The following is an 18,840-nucleotide window of genomic DNA, read 5'->3' on the forward strand; positions in this document are numbered from 1 at the left end:
CGGCAAGCCGCTCTGGGGCGTTTGACCCCGATCGAATTCGAGACCATCATGAACACGACCGTCGCCCTCGCGGCGTGACTAGAAACTGTCACCTAACCGTGCAGCAGTCCCGACCGTCGACGCGCTCAGACGGCTACACCCTTGTTCGCGTAGCGCCCCTTGCCACTAGCCTTCCCCTTCCCCACCAGTTCAGCTAGCCCGGAACTTTACGGTTATCGGAGATGAGCATCATTCGCTCACACCATAGATTCCATTGCTCGCATGAAGTACCTTTCGCAGAAACACCCCAGTTCGGGCCGCTGGATTCAAGCAGATAGCATCGAGACTCTGAAGCCCGCAGGAAAGCTGGAAATGACCCACAACACCCTGAAAGTTCAGGTAGCTACGCAACGAACGCTCCGACACGACATCCAAGGACTTCGTGCGGTCGCTGTCATTGCTGTGGTCGTGTACCACCTGTGGCCGTTGAAGCTATCCGGCGGATACATCGGCGTCGATGTCTTCTTCGTCATCAGTGGATTCTTGATCACCGCGCACCTACTAGGCGAGGTGGATCGCACTGGAACTGTGTCATTGTCCCGGTTCTGGGCGCGACGTGTACGTCGACTGCTACCTGCAGCGTTCCTCGTCCTCATCGTTTCGTTCGTGCTCGCACTTACGGTGATCCCTCGTTCGCAGCTCATGCAAAACCTGACCGAGATCGCGGCGTCAGCGCTCTATGTGCAAAATTGGGTGCTCGCATTCAACGCGGTCGACTACCTCGGCGCGGACAACGCGGCATCCCTCGCGCAGCACTACTGGTCACTTTCAGTGGAGGAACAGTTCTACATCGCATGGCCAATGCTCGTACTCGCGGCTGTGTGGATCGCGTCGAAGCTGAAGCGTGCTCCACGTCTCGCGATCCGCGCGACGCTCGGTGCCGTGTTCATCGCGTCGCTCGCCCTGTCGTTCTGGCTCACAGCGACGAATCCTGCTCAGGCTTACTTCGTTACGCCGACGCGTGCATGGGAGTTCGCCGCCGGCGGGTTGCTAGCATTCGCTCCGCTGCTGGCAGCGAACTTCAATAGGAAGATCGCGGCGGCCGCTAGTTGGGTCGCACTCGGACTGATTCTTGTACCGGCGTTCATCTACGACGCATCTACGCCATTCCCCGGATGGACTGCTCTGATTCCCGTTGCTGGAACCGTCACGTTGATTTACATCGGAGACATAGCGACCACGTGGTCACCGCAATACCTGCTACGGGCAGGCGTCGTTCAGCTTCTCGGGGACACATCATACGCAATTTATCTCTGGCACTGGCCTCTGATCTTCACGTACCCGATGGTCTTCGGAGGACGCATTTCGCTGCTCCCCGGAGTGTTGATTTTCGCCGTCTCCGTGGGTCTTGCATGGCTAACAAAAAAGTTCGTGGAAGACCCGACACGGAGGAGCGACGGACTGCTCGGCAACCGTCGCCGTGCCTTCAGTTTCATGGCCAGTGGCTTGGCCGTCGTCGTTGGCATGACATCGCTGACAGGTTTTGTATCCGACAACGCCAAAAACTACTATGCAAACAGCGTTGCAGCGGCGATGGCCGACACCGATGGTTGCTTCGGCGCGTATGCCCTCGACAATGGCTGCGAGCGCCCCTTCGCCACTGGTGAGCTCACAAACCCGGAAGTGGCGGCGACAGACATTCCATGGCGAACTGGCATCTCACCTACCGCCGACTGCTTGGGCGAGATCATAAGTGCGTGCGACTTCGGTACGGCAGATGACAAGGCCCCCACAGTGCTGTTTATCGGCGATTCGCACGCACAGCATCTCGTTGATCCCATGGCCGAGGTCGCATCCGAAAACGGATGGGAGCTGACGACGCTGACGCGCAGCGGATGCACTGGCTTCGAGGTCCCAACAAAATTTGACGACGCAAACCAACAAGAGCGACACAACGGATGCGTCGAATGGGGACAAGGCGTAGAAGAGGTCGTTGAGTCAACCTCTGGCCTTACGCTCATTGTGCTGTCTGCCCGTGCGCACGCTACACCCGTCACCTCAGAAGACGCGATACCACGACTCGAAGCGCTCCGCAGCCACGCTCCGGTGGTGGTGCTCACAGACGTCCCTGGAATGCCCAACGGCGTGCAGGGTGCCGTCTGCGTGGAAGACTCGGAGCAAACTGCCGATCCTTGCAGTTGGGATCAGCCTTCTCGTAGCAACTTCTTGGTTGAAGCTGTCAATACGATCGGTGGCACAACGATCGACCTGGGCGGGCGGCTCTGCACGAATGGAACGTGTCACGCAGTTATCGGCGAAGCGATCGTTTACTTCGACGATAATCACCTGACCACAACATTCGCGCGAACGCTAGCCCCGTGGCTCGATGAGCAGTTGTCTCCGCTATTGTCGAGATAGCGGAGCGTCCAGGGGAAACGACGGACATCGTGATGTCGCGATTCGTCGACCATCCAAGGCCGTTCCATTGCGAAACCATAGATCGCGCTCGACGAAGAAGTCAAAGAACACGCGGAAATGATCGAGCAGCTGGTGATGAAATGCGTGCCGCACCTGCTGGATGAGTTCGGCATCGGCTTGGACACCGCTGCGGAGATACTGATCGTTGCTGGCGACAACCCTGAGCGAACCAGAAGTGAGGTCGCGCTCGCGAAGCTCGCTGGAATCAACCCCGTACCAACCAGCTCCGGGATGACCAGCAGGAAACACAGGTTCAACCGCAGCGGGCACCGGCAGCTGAACGCTGCGATCTACCGGACGGTGATCGTGCGGATGCAACACCACGAGCCAGCGAAGGCATATGTCGCACGCCGCACCACCGAGGGCAAGAGCAAAAGAGACATCTATCCGCTACCTCAAACGCTATGGCATCCGCGAGGTCTTCCAGCTCATCAAGGTGAATCCTCGAACCGACGAAATCCTGAGTTGACGACCATGGGAGAATCAAACCCCTCGCCGAGAGCGTCGTCGGCCTTTACAGGACCGAGTGCATGAAGATCGACGGCCCATTCCGCACCGCCGAGGAGGTCGAACCGCCACACTGTCGTGGGTGCACTGGTTCAGCCGAGAGCCGACTGCGTTCACAGATCAGCCATCTCACACCGTTCGAGAAGGAGAACGAGTACTACCGTTAGACGAAGCCCCAGCGTCAGGTGGCGCTGGGAGAACTCGCCCTCCACTGAACCCGGGGTGATTCACCATCGACCTCGCAATCCGAGTATCCGCAGTTACCTGCCAGCGATCAGCGGTTTGGGCTTAGGTCAACCGATATTGGAGTTCACAAAATGAGTAATCCGGTGAGTGAAGACTTCGGTGTTAAATTCTCTCGCGCGTGCAACGCATGCATTTGAGGCAGATGCCACCGCGCGATCTACCGCCGCGGCCAGCTCAGTATGAGATTCCCAGTCATGCACATGCGCGCCAGTGACGCCATCGATGACTGACTCCACCGCGCCGCCGATGCCGTTCGCGACCACTGGCGTCCCCGACGCCATCGCCTCCACCGGCACAATGCCGAAGTCTTCGATGGGGGCGAACACCAAAGCCGCGGCCTTACGGTACAGCGCCTTCAGTAGCGGGAACGAAGGTCGGTGCAGGAACCGGACGTCGACACCGCTTGCTTCGGCTTCCGCACGCAGACGGGCTTCGTCAGGCCCCTCCCCTGCAAGCACGACCGGGCGGCCAGAAGCAAGTCCAGCAGCGATCGCGGCATCAAGTCGCTTATACGGAACCCATCGAGACACAGCGAACAGGAAGCCCTCGGGCAGTGCGTCCAGCACGGCCTGGTCGGCGTCCGAAAGCACGGGTGCCTCAGCGAAATCTTGCACTGCTACCGGCGGATAGATCACTTCAGCGTCACGTTGCCAAGTCGCTTGGATTCGTTCAGCGACGAATTTGCTGTTGGCTGCGATCGCAACAGGTTCTTGCGCGCGCTTGCGATCGAGCGGTTTCAGCGCCGAGGACATGAGCTTTGCCGGAATCGACCCGCCGCGGCCGTCTAACTCCGGCACCCAGATGTAGCGGGCGGGAGTGTGTGCGTACACAAGCTTTGGGGCATGCCGCGCAGGCCCTGCGAAGCGCGCATGATGCGCGAAGAGGTGGCTGCTCGTTAGAACCCAGTCAGCTTCAGCGGATGGCAGTTGACGCCACGCCAGCGGCATCAACGGGAGAGCCAGCGCCTTACTGCGGCGTAGAGGCGTGCTCGCTAACCAGGTCTCACCGACACCGTTGAAACGACCCTCACTGTCATCCCACAGCGCATATCGCGCGGCGTCTGGAAAAGTCTCGCTGAGCACCTCGAAGACGTTCTCCGACCCTCCGGTGCGAGCGAGCCACTCGTGAACGAGAATGCCGCTCAAAATTCAACCCCCATTGTCAATGACCATTCGATCTTAGTCGCGCGGTCAATGAGCGCCGAACCGGCCGCTTGAGGGGTGCGATTACGCCCGCGCCTCGAACTGTGCCCGGCGAGCCAGCAACACGACCGCGAGACCGCCGAGTACCAGCACGAGACCGCTGGTCGCGACGCCCGATGCGAACGCGGAGTCGATACCGGTGATGGCCAGATCGTCAGTCACTGTGATGTCGACGAACACGGACCCGCTGGTTGCGCCACGCACCTCGATCTCGTGGTCACCGATCTCCGTGCCGCCAGCGATTCCCACCGGCAGCGAAAGTGCTCCGGTTGCATCTGCGGTGGCGTTCGTCAGCTTCCACGGATCCGAGTGCAGCCAGATCTCCAGCGACTCGTTCGGCGCGAATCCGCTCGCGTTGACCGTCACGCTGCCACCGGCAGGAACCGACGTGCTCGAGAGGCTAGCTGCAGGCACAACCGGTGCGGGCGCGGGCGGTTCCACAACCGGCGCGGGAGCAGGGCTCGGCGCCGGAGCGGGAGCCTCGGAAGGCTCAGCCGGGGCCGGCGCCTCGGTCGGCTCCACGGTCGGAATCGGCGTAGGCGTCGGCTCCACGGTCGGAGTCGGCGTCGGCGTGGGCTTCTCTGTCGGAGTCGGGGTCGGAGTCGGCGTTACTTCAGCGCAGTCGACCGCAAACTCGTACGTCTTCTCGCCGACAGGCTTCACTAGATCTGCACTGTGGCGCTCGACGACGGTCACAACCGTCTTTCCTTCACGCGGGATCGCGAACTCGATTACCGCTTGGCGGTTCTCATCAATGTCAGCGGAGTACGTTCCTTGGGTGTCGCCGTTGATCACGGTCAGCTCGGCGGTCGCGTCGCTCGGCGCGTCAGCGCTGAACCGCACGGTCGCCGTGGCCGTGGCATCCCCTTCAGCGGGGCACACCGCGTCGCTGAACGTCACTGCACCCGCAACAGGTGCTGACGCATCGGCGCAGTTCTCGGCGTACGAGAACTGGCCGTTGGAATGCACGACATCATTGACGACCCACTCGACGAGATGCGTCTCAGCGTCTTCGATGACCGGAGTTGTCCCAGCGCGGTTCACGAGCAGGCCGTTTTCATCGGCCGTGATCGTTTCGACGTTCGCGGGAGCTTCACCATCAACGCGAAGATAAGCAGTCACCGACTCATCTGCGCCCAGGGTGATCACTCCGCCGCCGTTGACCTGGAAAGCATCCGAAGAGCACTGCGTCGTGAGCTGCGCAACGCTGTCGATCACGACGGATGCCTGTGCGGGCGCGGCCACGATCAAGCTGCTCAACGCTATAGCGAAGACGCCCACCAGCGACGCAAGGCGCGCGCGAAGCGTGCTGTGCGGACTGCTGTTGTGAAGGCGTCGAGTCATGTCGGCTCTTTCGGTCAATGAGCACCGTTATGAACGGATGCAAGGGCGTCAGCGTTGACGCTTACGCGAATCTTATCGAACTTCCGGGACAACCGGCGACTCTGCACCGGTCATTGTGCATTGAAGGTGGTCAAAGGTTCAGTCGCAGGGTCGGCGCCTCATCCGATGCCCAGAAATCAGCATCCAGCACCCGGGTCACCGGGTCAGGCTCGGCCGGCGCATAAGACTGCTGATACTGCTCGGCACGGGCACGCTGAAGCTGCGCAGCAGCCGCTCGGCGCTCCCACAACTCACGCTCGATCTTGGTGCGGTCACGGGCATAGATCATGGCCCGCATGACCATCGCGAGCAGCAGCCCAAGGTAGCCACCGATCGTGTTCGACAACACGTCGTAGAACGTCGATACACGCTCATCAAGGGCAAGCCCCTGCGTGAACTCGATCGCACCAGAGAACGCGGGAAGCAAGAAGATCGCCACCCACCACGCCTTGCGCGCCAACGCGAGCCCCAACAAGAAACCGAGGGGCACAAACATGCCAATGTTCGCCGTGAACTCGAGCTTGTCGTATCCGAACGACTCCGGCACTCCGAAGTTATGCAGCACCTGCAGCAGACGCGAGGAGATGCTCCCGAACTCCAGCTGCTTCGGGTTCGGCCACATCGTGACCAGCAGAACGAACGCGGCGTAGAACGCGAGCAGGACTGTCGAGACCCACAGACGTGCATAGCTGCGCGGCGGCGGTGGGCCGACGTGGATTTCACTCAATGGGTGCTCCTCGGTACTAGCGGGCGGATAGCCATCGTAGCGAGGGGCGGCTGGGAGAACGGGTCGTTCTGAGGATCCCTCCAGTGATGCGCCGATATGAAGGGAAACTAAAGTGTAGCCTCATTCTGAGCTACACTTTAGTTATGGCCGTTGAGTGGGCGCGTAGCGCGGACAAACACGGGATTCCGCACGAGGATGCCCTGTACGCGATGATGCACGCCGAGGCGATCGCAGAGGTGGACGGTGAGCCGGCGGAACAAGTGATCGTGTACATCGGCCACCCGCATGGGCAGACAGACCGTTACCTCGAAGTGATCGCCGCGCACCAGCCGCCGCGCACGATCTTGATCTTCCACGTCATGCCCCTGACCGACATGTTCCGATACTTACTGCACGAAGGAGAAGCACAATGACTACTGACAAGTACGACGAGCTGGCCGCTCGCGCTGAGCGCGGCGAGCTGACTGTCAAGCCCAGCACCATCCGACGCGGCGCCGAGGCCGCGGCCGAAGCGCGTAGCGCTCTCATGGCGGCGACCGGCGCAGCGACTCCGCAGGAGGCGGTGCAACTGGCAATGGGGCGACCGCCTGTCGGCACGAAGCGCGGCCCGTCGCCGGTCGTGCGTGCGCGTGTGCCCCAGGCGCTCAAGGATCGCGTGCGTGACCTCGCGCAACGTGAGCAGCGCGACGAATCTGACATCGTGCGCGAAGCTCTCGCCGCATACGTCGAACTGCGGCACGTCTCCTGACCGCCCGAACGCGAAGCGAGCTCATCGAAAAGCTGTCTCAGGCTGCGGCCAGGTCCAATTCAGCGCCCGCGGTCGCCTCCAGATCTACGCCCGAGAACCGAACGCGCAGTATGCCGGTCTTCGCCGACTGTTGGCGCATGAACATCACAAGATAGTCCATTGTGATGTTGTTGTGCACGTCGGAGACGTCGGTCGACTTCTCCAGCTCAATATCCGACTCAGCGGGCGCTTGATGCTTAGCGACCATCTCGATGATGTGAAGCTTCTCGTCTGAGTCGACGACAAACAGGTTCGCTGAACCTCCCGCGCTCTGTACACGCGCGAATACAACATCGACCTTCTCGTGCCCCAAAGCAACAACGATAGGTGAGGTTCCGTCAGCTGCCTTCACCGTGAGTACTGAGTGCAGATTATTGCGCACGACGGACTTCATCAGGTCGCGCGCGTAACGCGTACGGATGAGAGTGTCGGTGTCAGCGGCCATCACGCCACTTCCCTTCATTTAGGCGGCCAGAGCTTCCGTGGGGCAGCGACACTGACATTGACAGCCACCATGTCGGAGAGACGCCGAGCCACATCACTGCGACAGCATCCACCAATAGCAAAGGGGTCGGACCCGAAAGCGCGAGCCCTTTGCGAGGAAGCGGATGCGCACGCTCCGCCCGCAGACGCTGCGTCCGGCTACTCGGCTTCGGCGAAGTACCTTGCGTGAGTCTTCTTCACGGTGTCGCCGGAAAACTCTCGAACGCGGTGCTCACCAGTAGGGCGGTGATACTCAATCACGAATCCCGACATGGCCACGCCTTCCCTATCTGCGATTCGGGGCGTCGTCACGATGCAATCTTCTCCGTTACGTCTGCGGCCTTCTCGAGCTGGTAAACACGCTGCTTACTGATACCGAGCACGCGGCCGACGTCGGGGGCGCTATAGCTCTGTCCGCGAAGCTCACGCACGACGGCGCGACGACGCGCCGCGGCGCGGGCCTGAGCCCGTCGGGCTTCTTCCTCGTCGAGCTCGGCAGCTGCCCACTCGGCCAGAGCTTCCGCGGGGCCAGCGACACTGACATTGACGGCCACCGCCTCAGGAGAGACGTCGAGCCACATCGCGGCGACCCCCTGGGCCTCGGAGCTCACTTCGCCGAGACTGCGAGCCTGGCCACCAGTGCCGAGTTCAGGAATCTCGAAGACCCACCACTTGCCGTCGCGCTCGACCTTGACTTCGAATCTTTGAGCACTCATCGCGTCCTCCCTATTCACTGCCAGTCCCGGGGCAAATTTACCCCTGCGTTCTTGATCTGTCGGAGGACTCCAGCGGAGACCTCGCGGTGTCCGACCGGAATCGCCGCCTTCACAGATTCATCGGGCAGTCCCCAAATCTCGTGACTTCCTTGGCCGTCCCGGAGGAACACCCAGCCAATACTCCTGAGGTACTTGAGGACATCCCGCGTCTTCTGTGCCTTCATCAGGCTAGTCTAGGCCTCCCTTTACCGCAACGACAAGAGGGGTATAGAATTCTCGGAACCCAGCATCCAACACCAGCATCCGGCATCCGCCAACGACAAACGGGCCGGACCCGAAGGCCCGACCCGTTTGAGAAGTAAGAGTACTTACTTGATGATGCTCGTGACCGTACCAGCGCCCACGGTGCGTCCACCCTCACGGATGGCGAAGCCGAGGCCGTCTTCCATAGCGATCGGCTGGATCAGCGCGACCGTCATGTCAGTGGTGTCACCAGGCATGACCATCTCGGTGCCCTCAGGCAGCGTGATGACGCCGGTGACGTCGGTGGTGCGGAAGTAGAACTGCGGGCGGTAGTTCGTGTAGAACGGGTTGTGACGGCCGCCCTCTTCCTTGGAAAGGATGTACGCGGTGCCCTCGAAGTCGGTGTGCGGCGTAACCGTACCCGGCTGAACGACGACCTGGCCGCGCTCAACGTCTTCACGCTTCAGACCGCGAAGCAGCAGACCACAGTTCTCGCCGGCCCATGCCTCGTCGAGCTGCTTGTGGAACATCTCGATACCAGTGACCGTGGTCTTCTGCGTCGGGCGGATGCCGACGATCTCGACCTCAGAGTTGATCTTGAGGGTTCCACGCTCGGCGCGGCCGGTGACGACCGTTCCACGACCGGTGATCGTGAAGACGTCCTCAACAGGCATAAGGAACGGCTTGTCGCGGTCACGCTCGGGGTCCGGCACGCTGTCGTCGACAGCCTGCATGAGCTCGACGATACGCTCGACCCACTTCTCTTCACCCTCGAGCGCCTTGAGCGCCGAGACCTGAATGACAGGTGCGTTGTCGCCGTCGAAGCCCTGGCTGGAGAGCAACTCGCGAACCTCGAGCTCGACGAGCTCAAGGATCTCTTCGTCGTCAACCATGTCGCTCTTGTTCAGCGCGACCATCAGGTACGGCACGCCGACCTGCTTGGCGAGCAGAACGTGCTCACGGGTCTGAGCCATCGGGCCGTCGGTAGCGGCAACCACGAGGATTGCGCCATCCATCTGAGCTGCACCGGTGATCATGTTCTTGACGTAGTCGGCGTGGCCGGGAGCGTCAACGTGCGCGTAGTGGCGCTTGGGGGTCTCGTACTCAATGTGCGAGATGTTGATCGTGATACCACGCTGGCGCTCTTCCGGCGCCGAGTCGATGGTAGCGAAGTCACGCTGCACGTTGGTGGCCGACGGGTACTTGTCAGCGAGCACCTTGGAGATGGCTGCGGACAGCGTCGTCTTGCCGTGGTCAACGTGACCGATGGTTCCGATGTTGACGTGCGGCTTGGTCCGCTCGAACTTGGCCTTGGCCACTGGGTCCTCCTCAGGACGTTCGTGTAGAGATTGCCGGGCACTGGTTTGTGACCGGTTCCCTACGGGGTTTGATTCTCAGTTTAGTAGAGAGATTGCATGTGAAGTTGTGAGTGTGATCCGGATGCCCCTCACGAGGCATCCGGATCGAAAGGGTTATTCGCCCTTGATCTTCTGGACGATCTCGTCCGCCACGGCCCTGGGGACCTCAGCGTAGGAGTCGAATTCCATCGAGTAGACAGCGCGACCCGAAGTCTTCGAGCGCAGGTCACCGATGTATCCGAACATCTCGGACAGCGGAACCGACGCACGAACGACCTTGACGCCAGCAGCATCTTCCATCGACTGGATCGAGCCACGACGTGAGTTCAGGTCGCCGATGACATCGCCCATGTACTCCTCAGGAGTACGCACTTCGACGGCCATCAACGGCTCAAGGAGCACAGGGTTGGCGCGACGGAGAGCTTCCTTGAAGCCCATGGAACCAGCGATCTTGAACGCCATCTCCGAAGAGTCGACGTCGTGAGCAGCACCGTCAACGAGGGTCGCCTTGACGCCCACGATCGGGAAGCCGGCGAGAACGCCGACGTTCATAGCATCCTGGAAACCAGCATCGATGGAGCCGATGTACTCACGCGGAATGCGACCACCGGTGACGGCGTTCACGAACTCGTAAGTCTTCTCAGCATCCAAATCGAGCGGCTCGATGTTGAACTGGATCTTTGCGAACTGACCCGATCCACCCGTCTGCTTCTTGTGGGTGTAGTCGTGCTTCTCGACGGTCTTCTTGATCGTCTCGCGGTAAGCCACCTGGGGCTTGCCGACGTTCGCCTCGACGTTGAACTCGCGCTTCATACGATCCACGAGGATGTCGAGGTGCAGCTCGCCCATGCCCTTGATGGTCGTCTGACCGGTCTCGGGGTTGAGCTCCGTGCGGAAGGTCGGGTCCTCCTCAGCGAGCTTCTGGATGGCGACACCCAGCTTCTCCTGGTCGGCCTTCGTCTTCGGCTCGATCGCAACCTCGATGACAGGCTCCGGGAACGTCATCGACTCGAGAACGACCGGGGATGCCGGGTCAGTGAGGGTGTCACCGGTGGTGGTGTCCTTCAGACCGATCACAGCGTAGATGTTGCCCGCGGTGACTCCGGCGACCGGGTTCTCCTTGTTGGCGTGCATCTGGAAGACCTTCCCGATGCGCTCCTTCTTGCCCTTGGTCGAGTTGATGACCGCAGAACCAGAATCCAGGTGACCCGAGTACACGCGAATGTACGTGAGGCGACCGAAGAACGGGTGCACAGCAACCTTGAACGCCAGAGCCGCGAACGGGTCCGTCGCGCTGGGGTTGCGCTCGATGATCGTGTCGTAGTCCTTCGGGTCGTGTGCCTCAATGGCACCGACGTCGAGGGGGTTCGGCAGGTAGTCGACAACAGCATCCAGCATCGGCTGCACGCCGCGGTTCTTGAACGCCGAACCACACAGGACCGGGTAGATCTCAGAGTTGACGACCATCTTGCGGATCGCACCCTTGACCTCGGCGACCGTGAGGTCTTCGCCACCGAAGAACTTCTCCAGCAGCGCGTCGTCGGTCTCGGCGACCGTCTCCAGCAGAAGCTGACGGTACTCGGCGGCCTTCTCCTTGAGGTTCTCAGGAATCTCCTGAACCTCGTAGGAAGCGCCCATGGTCACGTCACCCTTGGAGTCACCTGCCCAGACAAGCGCACGCATCTCGACGAGGTCGACGACACCGATGAAGTCGCTCTCAGCACCGATCGGCAGCTGAAGCACGAGCGGCTTCGCACCAAGACGGTTGATGATCGTGTCGACGGTGTAGTAGAAGTCAGCGCCGAGCTTGTCCATCTTGTTGACGAAGCAGATACGCGGAACGTTGTACTTGTCAGCCTGGCGCCAGACGGTCTCGGACTGGGGCTCAACGCCCTCCTTGCCGTCGAACACAGCGACAGCACCGTCGAGCACGCGGAGCGAACGCTCCACCTCAACGGTGAAGTCCACGTGGCCGGGGGTGTCAATGATGTTGATCTGGTTGTTGTCCCAGAAGCAGGTCACGGCGGCAGACGTGATCGTGATGCCGCGTTCCTTCTCCTGCTCCATCCAGTCAGTCGTTGCGCCACCGTCGTGCGTCTCGCCAAGCTTGTGGTTGACGCCCGTGTAGAACAGGATGCGCTCGGTGGTGGTGGTCTTGCCAGCATCGATGTGCGCCATGATGCCGATGTTGCGGACCTTGCTCAGGTCGGTGAGCACGTCTTGTGCCACTGGAGTGTCCTTTTCTATCTAGCCGTACAACTGCGAAAGTTTGGGTGCCCGTCCCCGGCACGCGACCGGGAACGGGCAAAGGCTGTTTACCAGCGGTAGTGAGCGAACGCGCGGTTCGACTCGGCCATCTTGTGAGTGTCCTCACGGCGCTTGACTGCAGCGCCCAGGCCGTTCGAGGCATCCAGAATTTCGTTCTGGAGACGCTCGGTCATGGTCTTCTCGCGACGACCCTTGGCGTAGCTGACGAGCCAGCGCAGCGCGAGAGTGTTCGCACGGTGCGGCTTGACTTCGATCGGCACCTGGTAGGTCGAGCCACCAACGCGGCGGCTACGAACCTCAAGGGTGGGGCGCACGTTGTCGAGCGCCTTCTTGAGGGTTGCGACAGCGTCCTGGCTGTTCTTCGCCTCGACGCCGCGGAGGGCGCCGTAGACGATCGACTCTGCGAGCGACTTCTTGCCATCAACAAGGATCTTGTTGACAAGCGAGGTGACGATCGGAGCGCCGTATACGGGATCGTTGACGACGGGGCGTTTCTGGGCGGGACCCTTACGAGGCATTGGTCTTAACCCTTCTTCGCACCGTAGAGGCTACGAGCCTGCTTACGGTTCTTGACTGCCTGGGTGTCCAGGGCGCCACGGACGATCTTGTAACGCACACCGGGGAGGTCCTTGACACGACCGCCGCGGACGAGCACCAAAGAGTGCTCCTGCAGGTTGTGTCCCTCACCGGGGATGTACGCCGTAACTTCAGCGCCGTTACGAAGCTTCACACGAGCGACCTTGCGCATCGCCGAGTTCGGCTTCTTCGGGGTGGTGGTGTAGACGCGGGTGCATACCCCGGCCTGCTGCGGGTTCGACTTCAGGGCGGGCGCCTTGGTCTTAGTGACCTTGGGCGAGCGTCCCTTGCGAACCAACTGCTGAATAGTTGGCACGTTCTCTCCTCATAGTGCTGCACGGTGACAGCGTGATGGGTTTCACCTCATGACCCACCGGCCGCGCGGAATCGCTTAGCTTTTGGTGTGGTGGGTATGCCGTGGGGGCGGACCGATATGGACCGGAGCCCGTGTGCAGGCACGCCAAGACGTGCACACACCTGATCAAGTGTAATGCGGCGTGGTGTAGCGGTCAAATGAGGGTGTGGGGTGGGTGGGGGCGCGGCGGCGGGGGTGGCGGCGCGTGGATGGTCGCGGCATCCGGGGTGAGGCAACATCCTGCGCGCGCGGCGACACGAAGCGCGTGAAGCACCATCCCTACGGTGGTGGCTCATGCTGTCGGTGTCGCGGCGTGCGGGAGATGTTGTCTCGATCGGGCCCGAGTGCGTCGAACGAGGTGCTCGCGGGCTGGACGCAGCCGCGAGAATCGGTTTGCCGCACGAGACGGGCCGCGGGAACACCCGTCTCATGCAGCTGGGCCATTCTCGAGGCTGGGGCCGCGGGTTGGCCGAGCTCGAGCGGGCTCGGAGCTGGTGCCGGGTCGAAGTCGGCGAGTTATATTGATAGTGCCTCCCGTTGCGACGGATCGGGAAGAAGGCCTTAGAAACCCAGCCGGACGACTGGATCTAGGGCCTTTCGCTTGCTTCAGGGCAGATTCAGTCCCCCAGGCGGCTGGCAAGCGAGGTACTCGGTGCATAGGTGGCCCGGCATCCGGGGTGAGACAACATCCTGCGCGCGCGGCGACACGAAGCGCGTGAGGCACCATCCCTACGGCGGTGGCTCATGCTGTCGGTGTCGCGGCGTGCGGGAGATGGTGCGTCGATCGGCCCAGGTGAGTCGATCGAGGTGCTCGAGGGTGGGATGCGGCCGTGAGAATGGGTTTGCCGCACGAGAAAGGCCGCGGGAACACCTGTCTCATGCAGCAAACCAATTCTCGCGGCGGGATCGGGAGGGCGGGGCGAGCGGGGGCGAGGCGGGGCTCAGCGCAGGTCGCGGATGCGGGCGGCCACCGTCGAGGCATCTTCGCTGCGCCGCTCGTAGGTCACGGCGATGATGAGCAGCACCGCGCCGATGACGGCGAGCGTGATCCACCACGGCATCGACTCAATCCCACGGCCGATCTGCACCGAGAAGACGAAGACGTTCTCGATCGGCAGCACGAGCATCCCGATAATGAAGGGAGCGGCCAAGCGGCGGCCAGCACCGACCATGATCGCTGCGAGCGCGAGCACCATCACCAGGATCGCCCGCCACGTCAGCGGATCGGTGAAAGTCGCCACGATCGACGCACTCATCATCGTGATGATTCCCGGCGCGAGCAGCATCCAGGAGCCGGTGCGACCGGCGGGCCAGTTCCCGAGCATGCTGCCGGACTCCCCCGCGTGCCGCCGTTCCCCCGCGTGCCGACGCATCCCGGCGATTCCGCCGAGCAAGAGGAAGGCGCCGAGTGGCAACGAAAACCACTCCACCCGCAGGTCGCGCGGACTCCACGCGACCACCGCGGTGACGAACGCGACTGCGAACAGGAACCACACCGGCGGCAGCGTCGATCGCTCTGCACGGACGGCGGCCGTGAGCATGAGCGCGAGGATGCCGATCATCAGCATCCACATCATCCAGATCGATCCCCAGTCGCGTTCGATCGCGCACCAAGTTCCGACGGCGAGCGCGAGCACTGCGGGCGCGAATATCCAGCGTGAGGTACGCAGGCGCGACTTCGCACGCGCCGCCAATCGGATGCCACGGCCAGCGAAGACGAGAATGAGCGCAGCGAGCGCCGACACCCCGAAGCACGCGAAGAACAGCGCCGATCCATGCAGGAAGGAAAGGTCGGCACCGATGCCCATTCGGATGCCCTGCATCGGGCCCGCGATCGCCGCGAGACCTGCCGCCGCGAGCGTCGCCGGTACGAGCATCCGCAATCGCGCGATGCGCAGCCGCTGCCCGAGGCGGGCGAGGCCCGCCGCGATTCCGAGCAGCAGTACACCGGCGGCCAGGAGCGCGAAGGCCCGCCATGGCACGTCCGCTGCGGTGCGGGAATCCGGTTCGATAAGGGCGAGCAGCGCGATGCTGGGCAGTACGGCGACACCGAGACCCGCGGCGTAGAGGCCGCGCACCTCCACTCCACGCGCGGCGAGGATCGCCGCGATGAGCGCCGCGGCCAGCGCCGGCGGAAGCAGATAGGCCTCGAGCAGGTCGACGCCGTTCATGGTCCACACGCACCAGAGCGCACCGGTGAAAGCGGCACCCGCCACCCACCAGCCGTAGCGACGACGGGTGAATACGGCGCTGGCGGCCGCTCCGATTCCGAGGATCACGAGCACCAGGAAAGTCGTTCCGAGCCCGGCTGCCTCTCGTGCGAGCGCGAGCGCAGTGGCGATCACTCCGGTGAGCAGTGCGGATGCTTCGATTGCCACGCGCACGGCGGCCGCGGCATCCGCTGGTAGGCCATTGCGACGCAGGGAATCTCTAATGATGGTGGTGCTCGGAAGCACGAGCGCGACGATCGCCGCGATGATCGGGAGCGTGACCGGCGAGGCGCTGATCGCGAGCACCTGGGCGCCCAGGCACACCACGACGACGGCGACGGTGGGCACGAGCATCCCGGCCGCGAGCGTGCGCAGGACGATGTTGAGGCCGGGGCGACGAGTCAGTAAAAGTGACAGGGCGAGCGCGAACATCAGGGCGGTCGAGAGTGCGGTCCAGCCGCTGCGCTCGAAGATCACCTGCACGATGCCGGCGGCGAATGGCACCACTGTCACGACCAACACGGCGTACCAATTGCGCGAGCTGACCCGAGGCAAGAAGGTCACGACGATCGCGCCGACGAGACCAGCGGATGCCACCAGGCACAGCACCGCGATACTGCCGAGTTCGGTCAGCGCGAGCGCCTGCCCGAGACACACCAGCGCGTAGGCGAACCCGACGCCGACATGCAGGAAGCGGATGCCTGCGGGCAGTGCCATGGCCGCAAGCGCCAGGGCCGCGATCACGCCGAGACCGGACAGTGGTGCGGACTGGGGGTCAAGCCACGAGATGAGGACGCCGACTGCGATCGCCGTGTGGATGCCAATGATCAGCACCACGCGATTCACCAGCGCTGTGTTGCGGATGCTCGGGATCGCTCTCAGCGCGATAGCCGCGGCTGCTGCGGAGGCGAGCACGATGATGAGGCGTGCAGGGAGCGGAAGGAGGTTGCTGCAGGCCAGAGTGAGGATTGCGAGCGCCGCCGCACCGATCGCGATGACGTCGGTGGTTGCGGCGAAGGGGCGGAGGGTCTGGCTCTTGTCTGGGGTTTGGTGTTGGCGGTCTTGGTTTTGGTGTTCCTGGGTTTGGGCGTCTCGGTCTCGTGCGAGTCCGCCGAACAGGGCGATTCCGGCGGCGAGCCCGACCATTCCGAGCACCGGGGCCCATTCTCCTGGCTCTCCTGGCAGGAGGGGTCCGGTCCCCCGCACCACGTCGGTCAGGGTGTCGAGAGCGGCGACTGCGGCATAGGCCAGGGGCAGAAGTCCGATCAGCGCAACCACGATGACGCCACCGATCGCGAGAGTGGAGCGAGCGACCGTGCGCGGCAACGGCGACACCGCGATGAGGGCGAACGCGAATGCCGCGGCCGTCGGGAGCGCTGCCGGCATCCACTCTGTTGCCGCGTGAGCCACGGGCGACGTGACCGCGAGCACGAATGCCGTGGTCGCCGAGGCTCCGGCGACGAGACTCCACCAGTGCCTCAACAGCTCGTGCGTGGCGAAGAGCGCGTGCGCGGCGATGAGCGCGAGCACCAGGCTGATGCCGAGCATGATCGTGACCGTGCCGGAAAACCAGAAGGATCCCAGCACCGCGAGTGGCACAGCACTCAGCACCGCGACCACCTGAATCGCGGTGAGCGAGCGCTGCGCGACGGGCGGCCACACCCTGACGAGCACGGCGGCTAGGAGAGCGGTGCCGATGTGTCCCAGGGCTGAGACATAGATCGCACCCGCGGCGTAGCCGAGCATCGCGGGCACGACGGCGACGCCGATCAGCGCTGCCCACGGCCACACTCTGATTCTCGCGGCCCCGATTTTTGACAGCCTGCCTGCGGCGAGCATCACTGCGCTGGCGACCGCGGTTGCGAGCGCGGCCAGCATCCAGGTGGCGGCGGGCGTGTCGCCGATCTGCGCAAAGGAGTAGACGTCGATCGCGACAAACACGAGGCCGAGGGCGCCGATGGCTTCGGCGGAGAACTGGAGTCCTCGGCGGGCGAGCATCCACGCTCCGCCGAGGAAGACGAGCGTGACCAGCCCGACTACGACACTGCGGATGCCACGGTCGGAGAGGTCGGGATTCAGGAAGGTGAAGATGAGCGCGGCGATTGCGAAGAGTCCGGCGCCGGCGATCGCCAGTACGGACTGGACCGTGGCGCTGCTGCGCGGCTGGGGGTGGGGTTTCGGCTTGGTGGGTGGCGGGGTTTGTGGTGGGGCAGGTGGGGCGGGTGGCGCGGTCGGCTGTGGGATTGCGGGCGCTGCGGCGGTCACGGGCGTCGCGGCGTTCGTGGTCGCGGGCGCTGCGGCGTTCGCGGGCGCTGCGGTGAGTGCGGGCGCCGGCGCCGTGGCCGGGGCATCCACGATTCGAGGGACGCGACTGAGCAGCGCGTCGCGTGCACGTAGTGCGGCGGCTGCGGATATCGAGGCGTTCCACACCTGGATTCCGACGGCACCGCGAAGGTCTGCACCGCAGTGGGCGCAGCATCCATCTTTCAGATTGTCGGATGCGCAGACGGGGCAGACGGTGCTGTCGAGAAGTCGCTGGGCGACAGGCTCGGCCCAGTTGATCGTGTCGGTCGCGGTGCTCATCACTCCCCCGGTTCTGTGTCGGTGTCGGCGGTGGTGTCGGCGGTCCACCGTAGGATGTCGCCAGGCTGGCATTCCAGCACGCGGCAAATGGCCTCGAGGGTGGTGAAACGTACGGCTTTGGCGCGTCCGTTCTTGAGCACAGCGACGTTCGCGGGGGTGATTCCGATGGCATCCGCGAATTCCTGGACGCTCATCTTCTTGCGCGCCAACTGCACGTCGAGGTCGATGACGATGGGCATCAGACGACCTCGGACATGTCCTGCTCGAGCTCGAGCGCCTTGCGCAGGAGCCCACGCAGCACCATGACCAACAGGGCGAGGGCGATGCCGACGACGACCCCGAGGATCGAGACGAGCAGGATCGACGGCGAACCTGCCTTGGCGCCCATGATGATCACGTTCGACACGATGATGATGAGGCTTGCCGCGATCATCGTGGCGATGATGACGTCGACGTAGATGAACGCGTTCGAGCTGAAGATCCGCTCGGTGCGCACGAGCGACAGGAGCCGCCAGATGCAGGCCAGCACAACCTCCACACAGACGAGAAACACCACCGCGGCGATGACGCCGGGGATCTCAAGGTGAGCGAACTCGGGGAATCGGTCTGCCGTGGCAGCGGCCAGGCCAGGAATCATCCACACCTGAGCGGCGACCAGCAACAGGATCATCACGGCGATCAACGTCTTCAACACAGCGGTCACACGGGGTTGCATGAATCTACCTATCGATAAGCGGCC

At 62.9% G+C, this 18,840-nt stretch carries 17 protein-coding genes; 4 read left to right on the top strand and 13 right to left on the bottom strand.

Going from position 1 to position 18,840, the window contains the following annotated elements; translation table 11 throughout:
- Window positions 1–261 precede the first annotated feature (261 nt).
- Together ACSU1G_RS30505 and ACSU1G_RS30510 are read left to right on the top strand one after the other, a co-directional pair.
- Window positions 262–2,397, top strand: a complete 2,136-nt coding sequence (locus ACSU1G_RS30505) for an acyltransferase family protein (RefSeq protein WP_439284729.1) — start codon at window positions 262–264, stop codon at window positions 2,395–2,397.
- 117 nt (window positions 2,398–2,514) lie between these two features.
- Entirely contained in the window at window positions 2,515–2,991 is a 477-nt protein-coding gene (locus tag ACSU1G_RS30510; protein WP_439284731.1) for a transposase, read from the top strand.
- Window positions 2,992–3,257: 266 nt separating this feature from the next.
- Here the strand turns inward: ACSU1G_RS30510 and ACSU1G_RS30515 are convergent, their stop codons facing one another.
- The 3 genes from ACSU1G_RS30515 to ACSU1G_RS30525 form a co-directional block, all read right to left on the bottom strand.
- Window positions 3,258–4,355: a glycosyltransferase gene (locus tag ACSU1G_RS30515; protein WP_439284733.1), complete on the bottom strand. Its 1,098-nt coding sequence runs from the start codon at window positions 4,353–4,355 to the stop codon at window positions 3,258–3,260.
- A gap of 81 nt (window positions 4,356–4,436) precedes the next feature.
- The gene (locus ACSU1G_RS30520) at window positions 4,437–5,756 is read right to left on the bottom strand and encodes a hypothetical protein (RefSeq protein ID WP_439284735.1); all 1,320 of its coding nucleotides are present in this window, start codon (window positions 5,754–5,756) and stop codon (window positions 4,437–4,439) included.
- Between the two features lie 130 nt (window positions 5,757–5,886).
- Window positions 5,887–6,522, bottom strand: coding sequence for a VanZ family protein (locus ACSU1G_RS30525; protein WP_439284737.1), 636 nt, complete (start codon window positions 6,520–6,522; stop codon window positions 5,887–5,889).
- Between the two features lie 143 nt (window positions 6,523–6,665).
- Here ACSU1G_RS30525 and ACSU1G_RS30530 point away from each other — a divergent pair, with 143 nt between their 5' ends.
- Together ACSU1G_RS30530 and ACSU1G_RS30535 are read left to right on the top strand one after the other, a co-directional pair.
- A complete protein-coding gene (locus ACSU1G_RS30530; protein ID WP_439284739.1) occupies window positions 6,666–6,935 on the top strand; it encodes a hypothetical protein in 270 nt (89 codons plus the stop codon).
- On the top strand, window positions 6,932–7,270 hold the full coding sequence (locus tag ACSU1G_RS30535; RefSeq protein WP_439284740.1) for a ribbon-helix-helix protein, CopG family: 339 nt from the start codon (window positions 6,932–6,934) through the stop codon (window positions 7,268–7,270). Before ACSU1G_RS30530 ends, ACSU1G_RS30535 begins: the two co-directional genes overlap by 4 nt.
- 37 nt (window positions 7,271–7,307) lie before the next feature.
- Here the strand turns inward: ACSU1G_RS30535 and ACSU1G_RS30540 are convergent, their stop codons facing one another.
- The 10 genes from ACSU1G_RS30540 to ACSU1G_RS30585 form a co-directional block, all read right to left on the bottom strand.
- Entirely contained in the window at window positions 7,308–7,754 is a 447-nt protein-coding gene (locus ACSU1G_RS30540) for a hypothetical protein (RefSeq protein WP_439284742.1), read from the bottom strand.
- A 346-nt stretch (window positions 7,755–8,100) separates the two neighbouring features.
- The gene (locus ACSU1G_RS30545; RefSeq protein WP_439284744.1) at window positions 8,101–8,508 is read right to left on the bottom strand and encodes an antitoxin HicB; all 408 of its coding nucleotides are present in this window, start codon (window positions 8,506–8,508) and stop codon (window positions 8,101–8,103) included.
- A 14-nt stretch (window positions 8,509–8,522) separates the two neighbouring features.
- Window positions 8,523–8,732 (bottom strand): type II toxin-antitoxin system HicA family toxin, encoded by a 210-nt coding sequence (locus ACSU1G_RS30550; RefSeq protein ID WP_439284746.1) that lies wholly within the window; start codon window positions 8,730–8,732, stop codon window positions 8,523–8,525.
- A gap of 144 nt (window positions 8,733–8,876) precedes the next feature.
- Entirely contained in the window at window positions 8,877–10,070 is a 1,194-nt protein-coding gene (tuf, locus tag ACSU1G_RS30555) for an elongation factor Tu (RefSeq protein WP_439284748.1), read from the bottom strand.
- Window positions 10,071–10,223: 153 nt separating this feature from the next.
- Window positions 10,224–12,338 (bottom strand): elongation factor G, encoded by a 2,115-nt coding sequence (gene fusA, locus ACSU1G_RS30560; protein ID WP_439284750.1) that lies wholly within the window; start codon window positions 12,336–12,338, stop codon window positions 10,224–10,226.
- Between the two features lie 86 nt (window positions 12,339–12,424).
- Complete coding sequence (rpsG, locus tag ACSU1G_RS30565) at window positions 12,425–12,895, bottom strand: 30S ribosomal protein S7 (RefSeq protein WP_439284752.1); 471 nt, start codon at window positions 12,893–12,895, stop codon at window positions 12,425–12,427.
- 5 nt (window positions 12,896–12,900) lie between these two features.
- Window positions 12,901–13,269: a 30S ribosomal protein S12 gene (rpsL, locus tag ACSU1G_RS30570; protein ID WP_439284754.1), complete on the bottom strand. Its 369-nt coding sequence runs from the start codon at window positions 13,267–13,269 to the stop codon at window positions 12,901–12,903.
- 980 nt (window positions 13,270–14,249) lie between these two features.
- Complete coding sequence (locus ACSU1G_RS30575) at window positions 14,250–18,101, bottom strand: SCO7613 C-terminal domain-containing membrane protein (RefSeq protein ID WP_439284756.1); 3,852 nt, start codon at window positions 18,099–18,101, stop codon at window positions 14,250–14,252.
- The gene (locus ACSU1G_RS30580) at window positions 18,101–18,340 is read right to left on the bottom strand and encodes a helix-turn-helix domain-containing protein (RefSeq protein WP_439284758.1); all 240 of its coding nucleotides are present in this window, start codon (window positions 18,338–18,340) and stop codon (window positions 18,101–18,103) included. The genes ACSU1G_RS30575 and ACSU1G_RS30580 overlap by 1 nt, the downstream gene beginning before the upstream one ends.
- Window positions 18,340–18,816, bottom strand: a complete 477-nt coding sequence (locus tag ACSU1G_RS30585) for a DUF2975 domain-containing protein (RefSeq protein ID WP_439284759.1) — start codon at window positions 18,814–18,816, stop codon at window positions 18,340–18,342. The genes ACSU1G_RS30580 and ACSU1G_RS30585 overlap by 1 nt, the downstream gene beginning before the upstream one ends.
- Window positions 18,817–18,840 lie beyond the last annotated feature (24 nt).

Source organism: Microbacterium sp. A93 (assembly GCF_051842835.1).

Excerpts from the sequence above, each read along its gene's own strand:
- ACSU1G_RS30505 (WP_439284729.1), top strand. The coding sequence starts at position 262 with ATGAAGTACCTTTCGCAGAAACACCCCAGTTCGGGCCGCTGGATTCAA.
- ACSU1G_RS30510 (WP_439284731.1), top strand. The coding sequence starts at position 2,515 with ATGATCGAGCAGCTGGTGATGAAATGCGTGCCGCACCTGCTGGATGAG.
- ACSU1G_RS30520 (WP_439284735.1), bottom strand. The coding sequence starts at position 5,756 with ATGACTCGACGCCTTCACAACAGCAGTCCGCACAGCACGCTTCGCGCG.
- ACSU1G_RS30530 (WP_439284739.1), top strand. The coding sequence starts at position 6,666 with ATGGCCGTTGAGTGGGCGCGTAGCGCGGACAAACACGGGATTCCGCAC.
- ACSU1G_RS30535 (WP_439284740.1), top strand. The coding sequence starts at position 6,932 with ATGACTACTGACAAGTACGACGAGCTGGCCGCTCGCGCTGAGCGCGGC.
- ACSU1G_RS30540 (WP_439284742.1), bottom strand. The coding sequence starts at position 7,754 with ATGGCCGCTGACACCGACACTCTCATCCGTACGCGTTACGCGCGCGAC.
- ACSU1G_RS30545 (WP_439284744.1), bottom strand. The coding sequence starts at position 8,508 with ATGAGTGCTCAAAGATTCGAAGTCAAGGTCGAGCGCGACGGCAAGTGG.
- ACSU1G_RS30550 (WP_439284746.1), bottom strand. The coding sequence starts at position 8,732 with ATGAAGGCACAGAAGACGCGGGATGTCCTCAAGTACCTCAGGAGTATT.
- rpsG (WP_439284752.1), bottom strand. The coding sequence starts at position 12,895 with ATGCCTCGTAAGGGTCCCGCCCAGAAACGCCCCGTCGTCAACGATCCC.
- ACSU1G_RS30575 (WP_439284756.1), bottom strand. The coding sequence starts at position 18,101 with ATGAGCACCGCGACCGACACGATCAACTGGGCCGAGCCTGTCGCCCAG.
- ACSU1G_RS30580 (WP_439284758.1), bottom strand. The coding sequence starts at position 18,340 with ATGCCCATCGTCATCGACCTCGACGTGCAGTTGGCGCGCAAGAAGATG.
- ACSU1G_RS30585 (WP_439284759.1), bottom strand. The coding sequence starts at position 18,816 with ATGCAACCCCGTGTGACCGCTGTGTTGAAGACGTTGATCGCCGTGATG.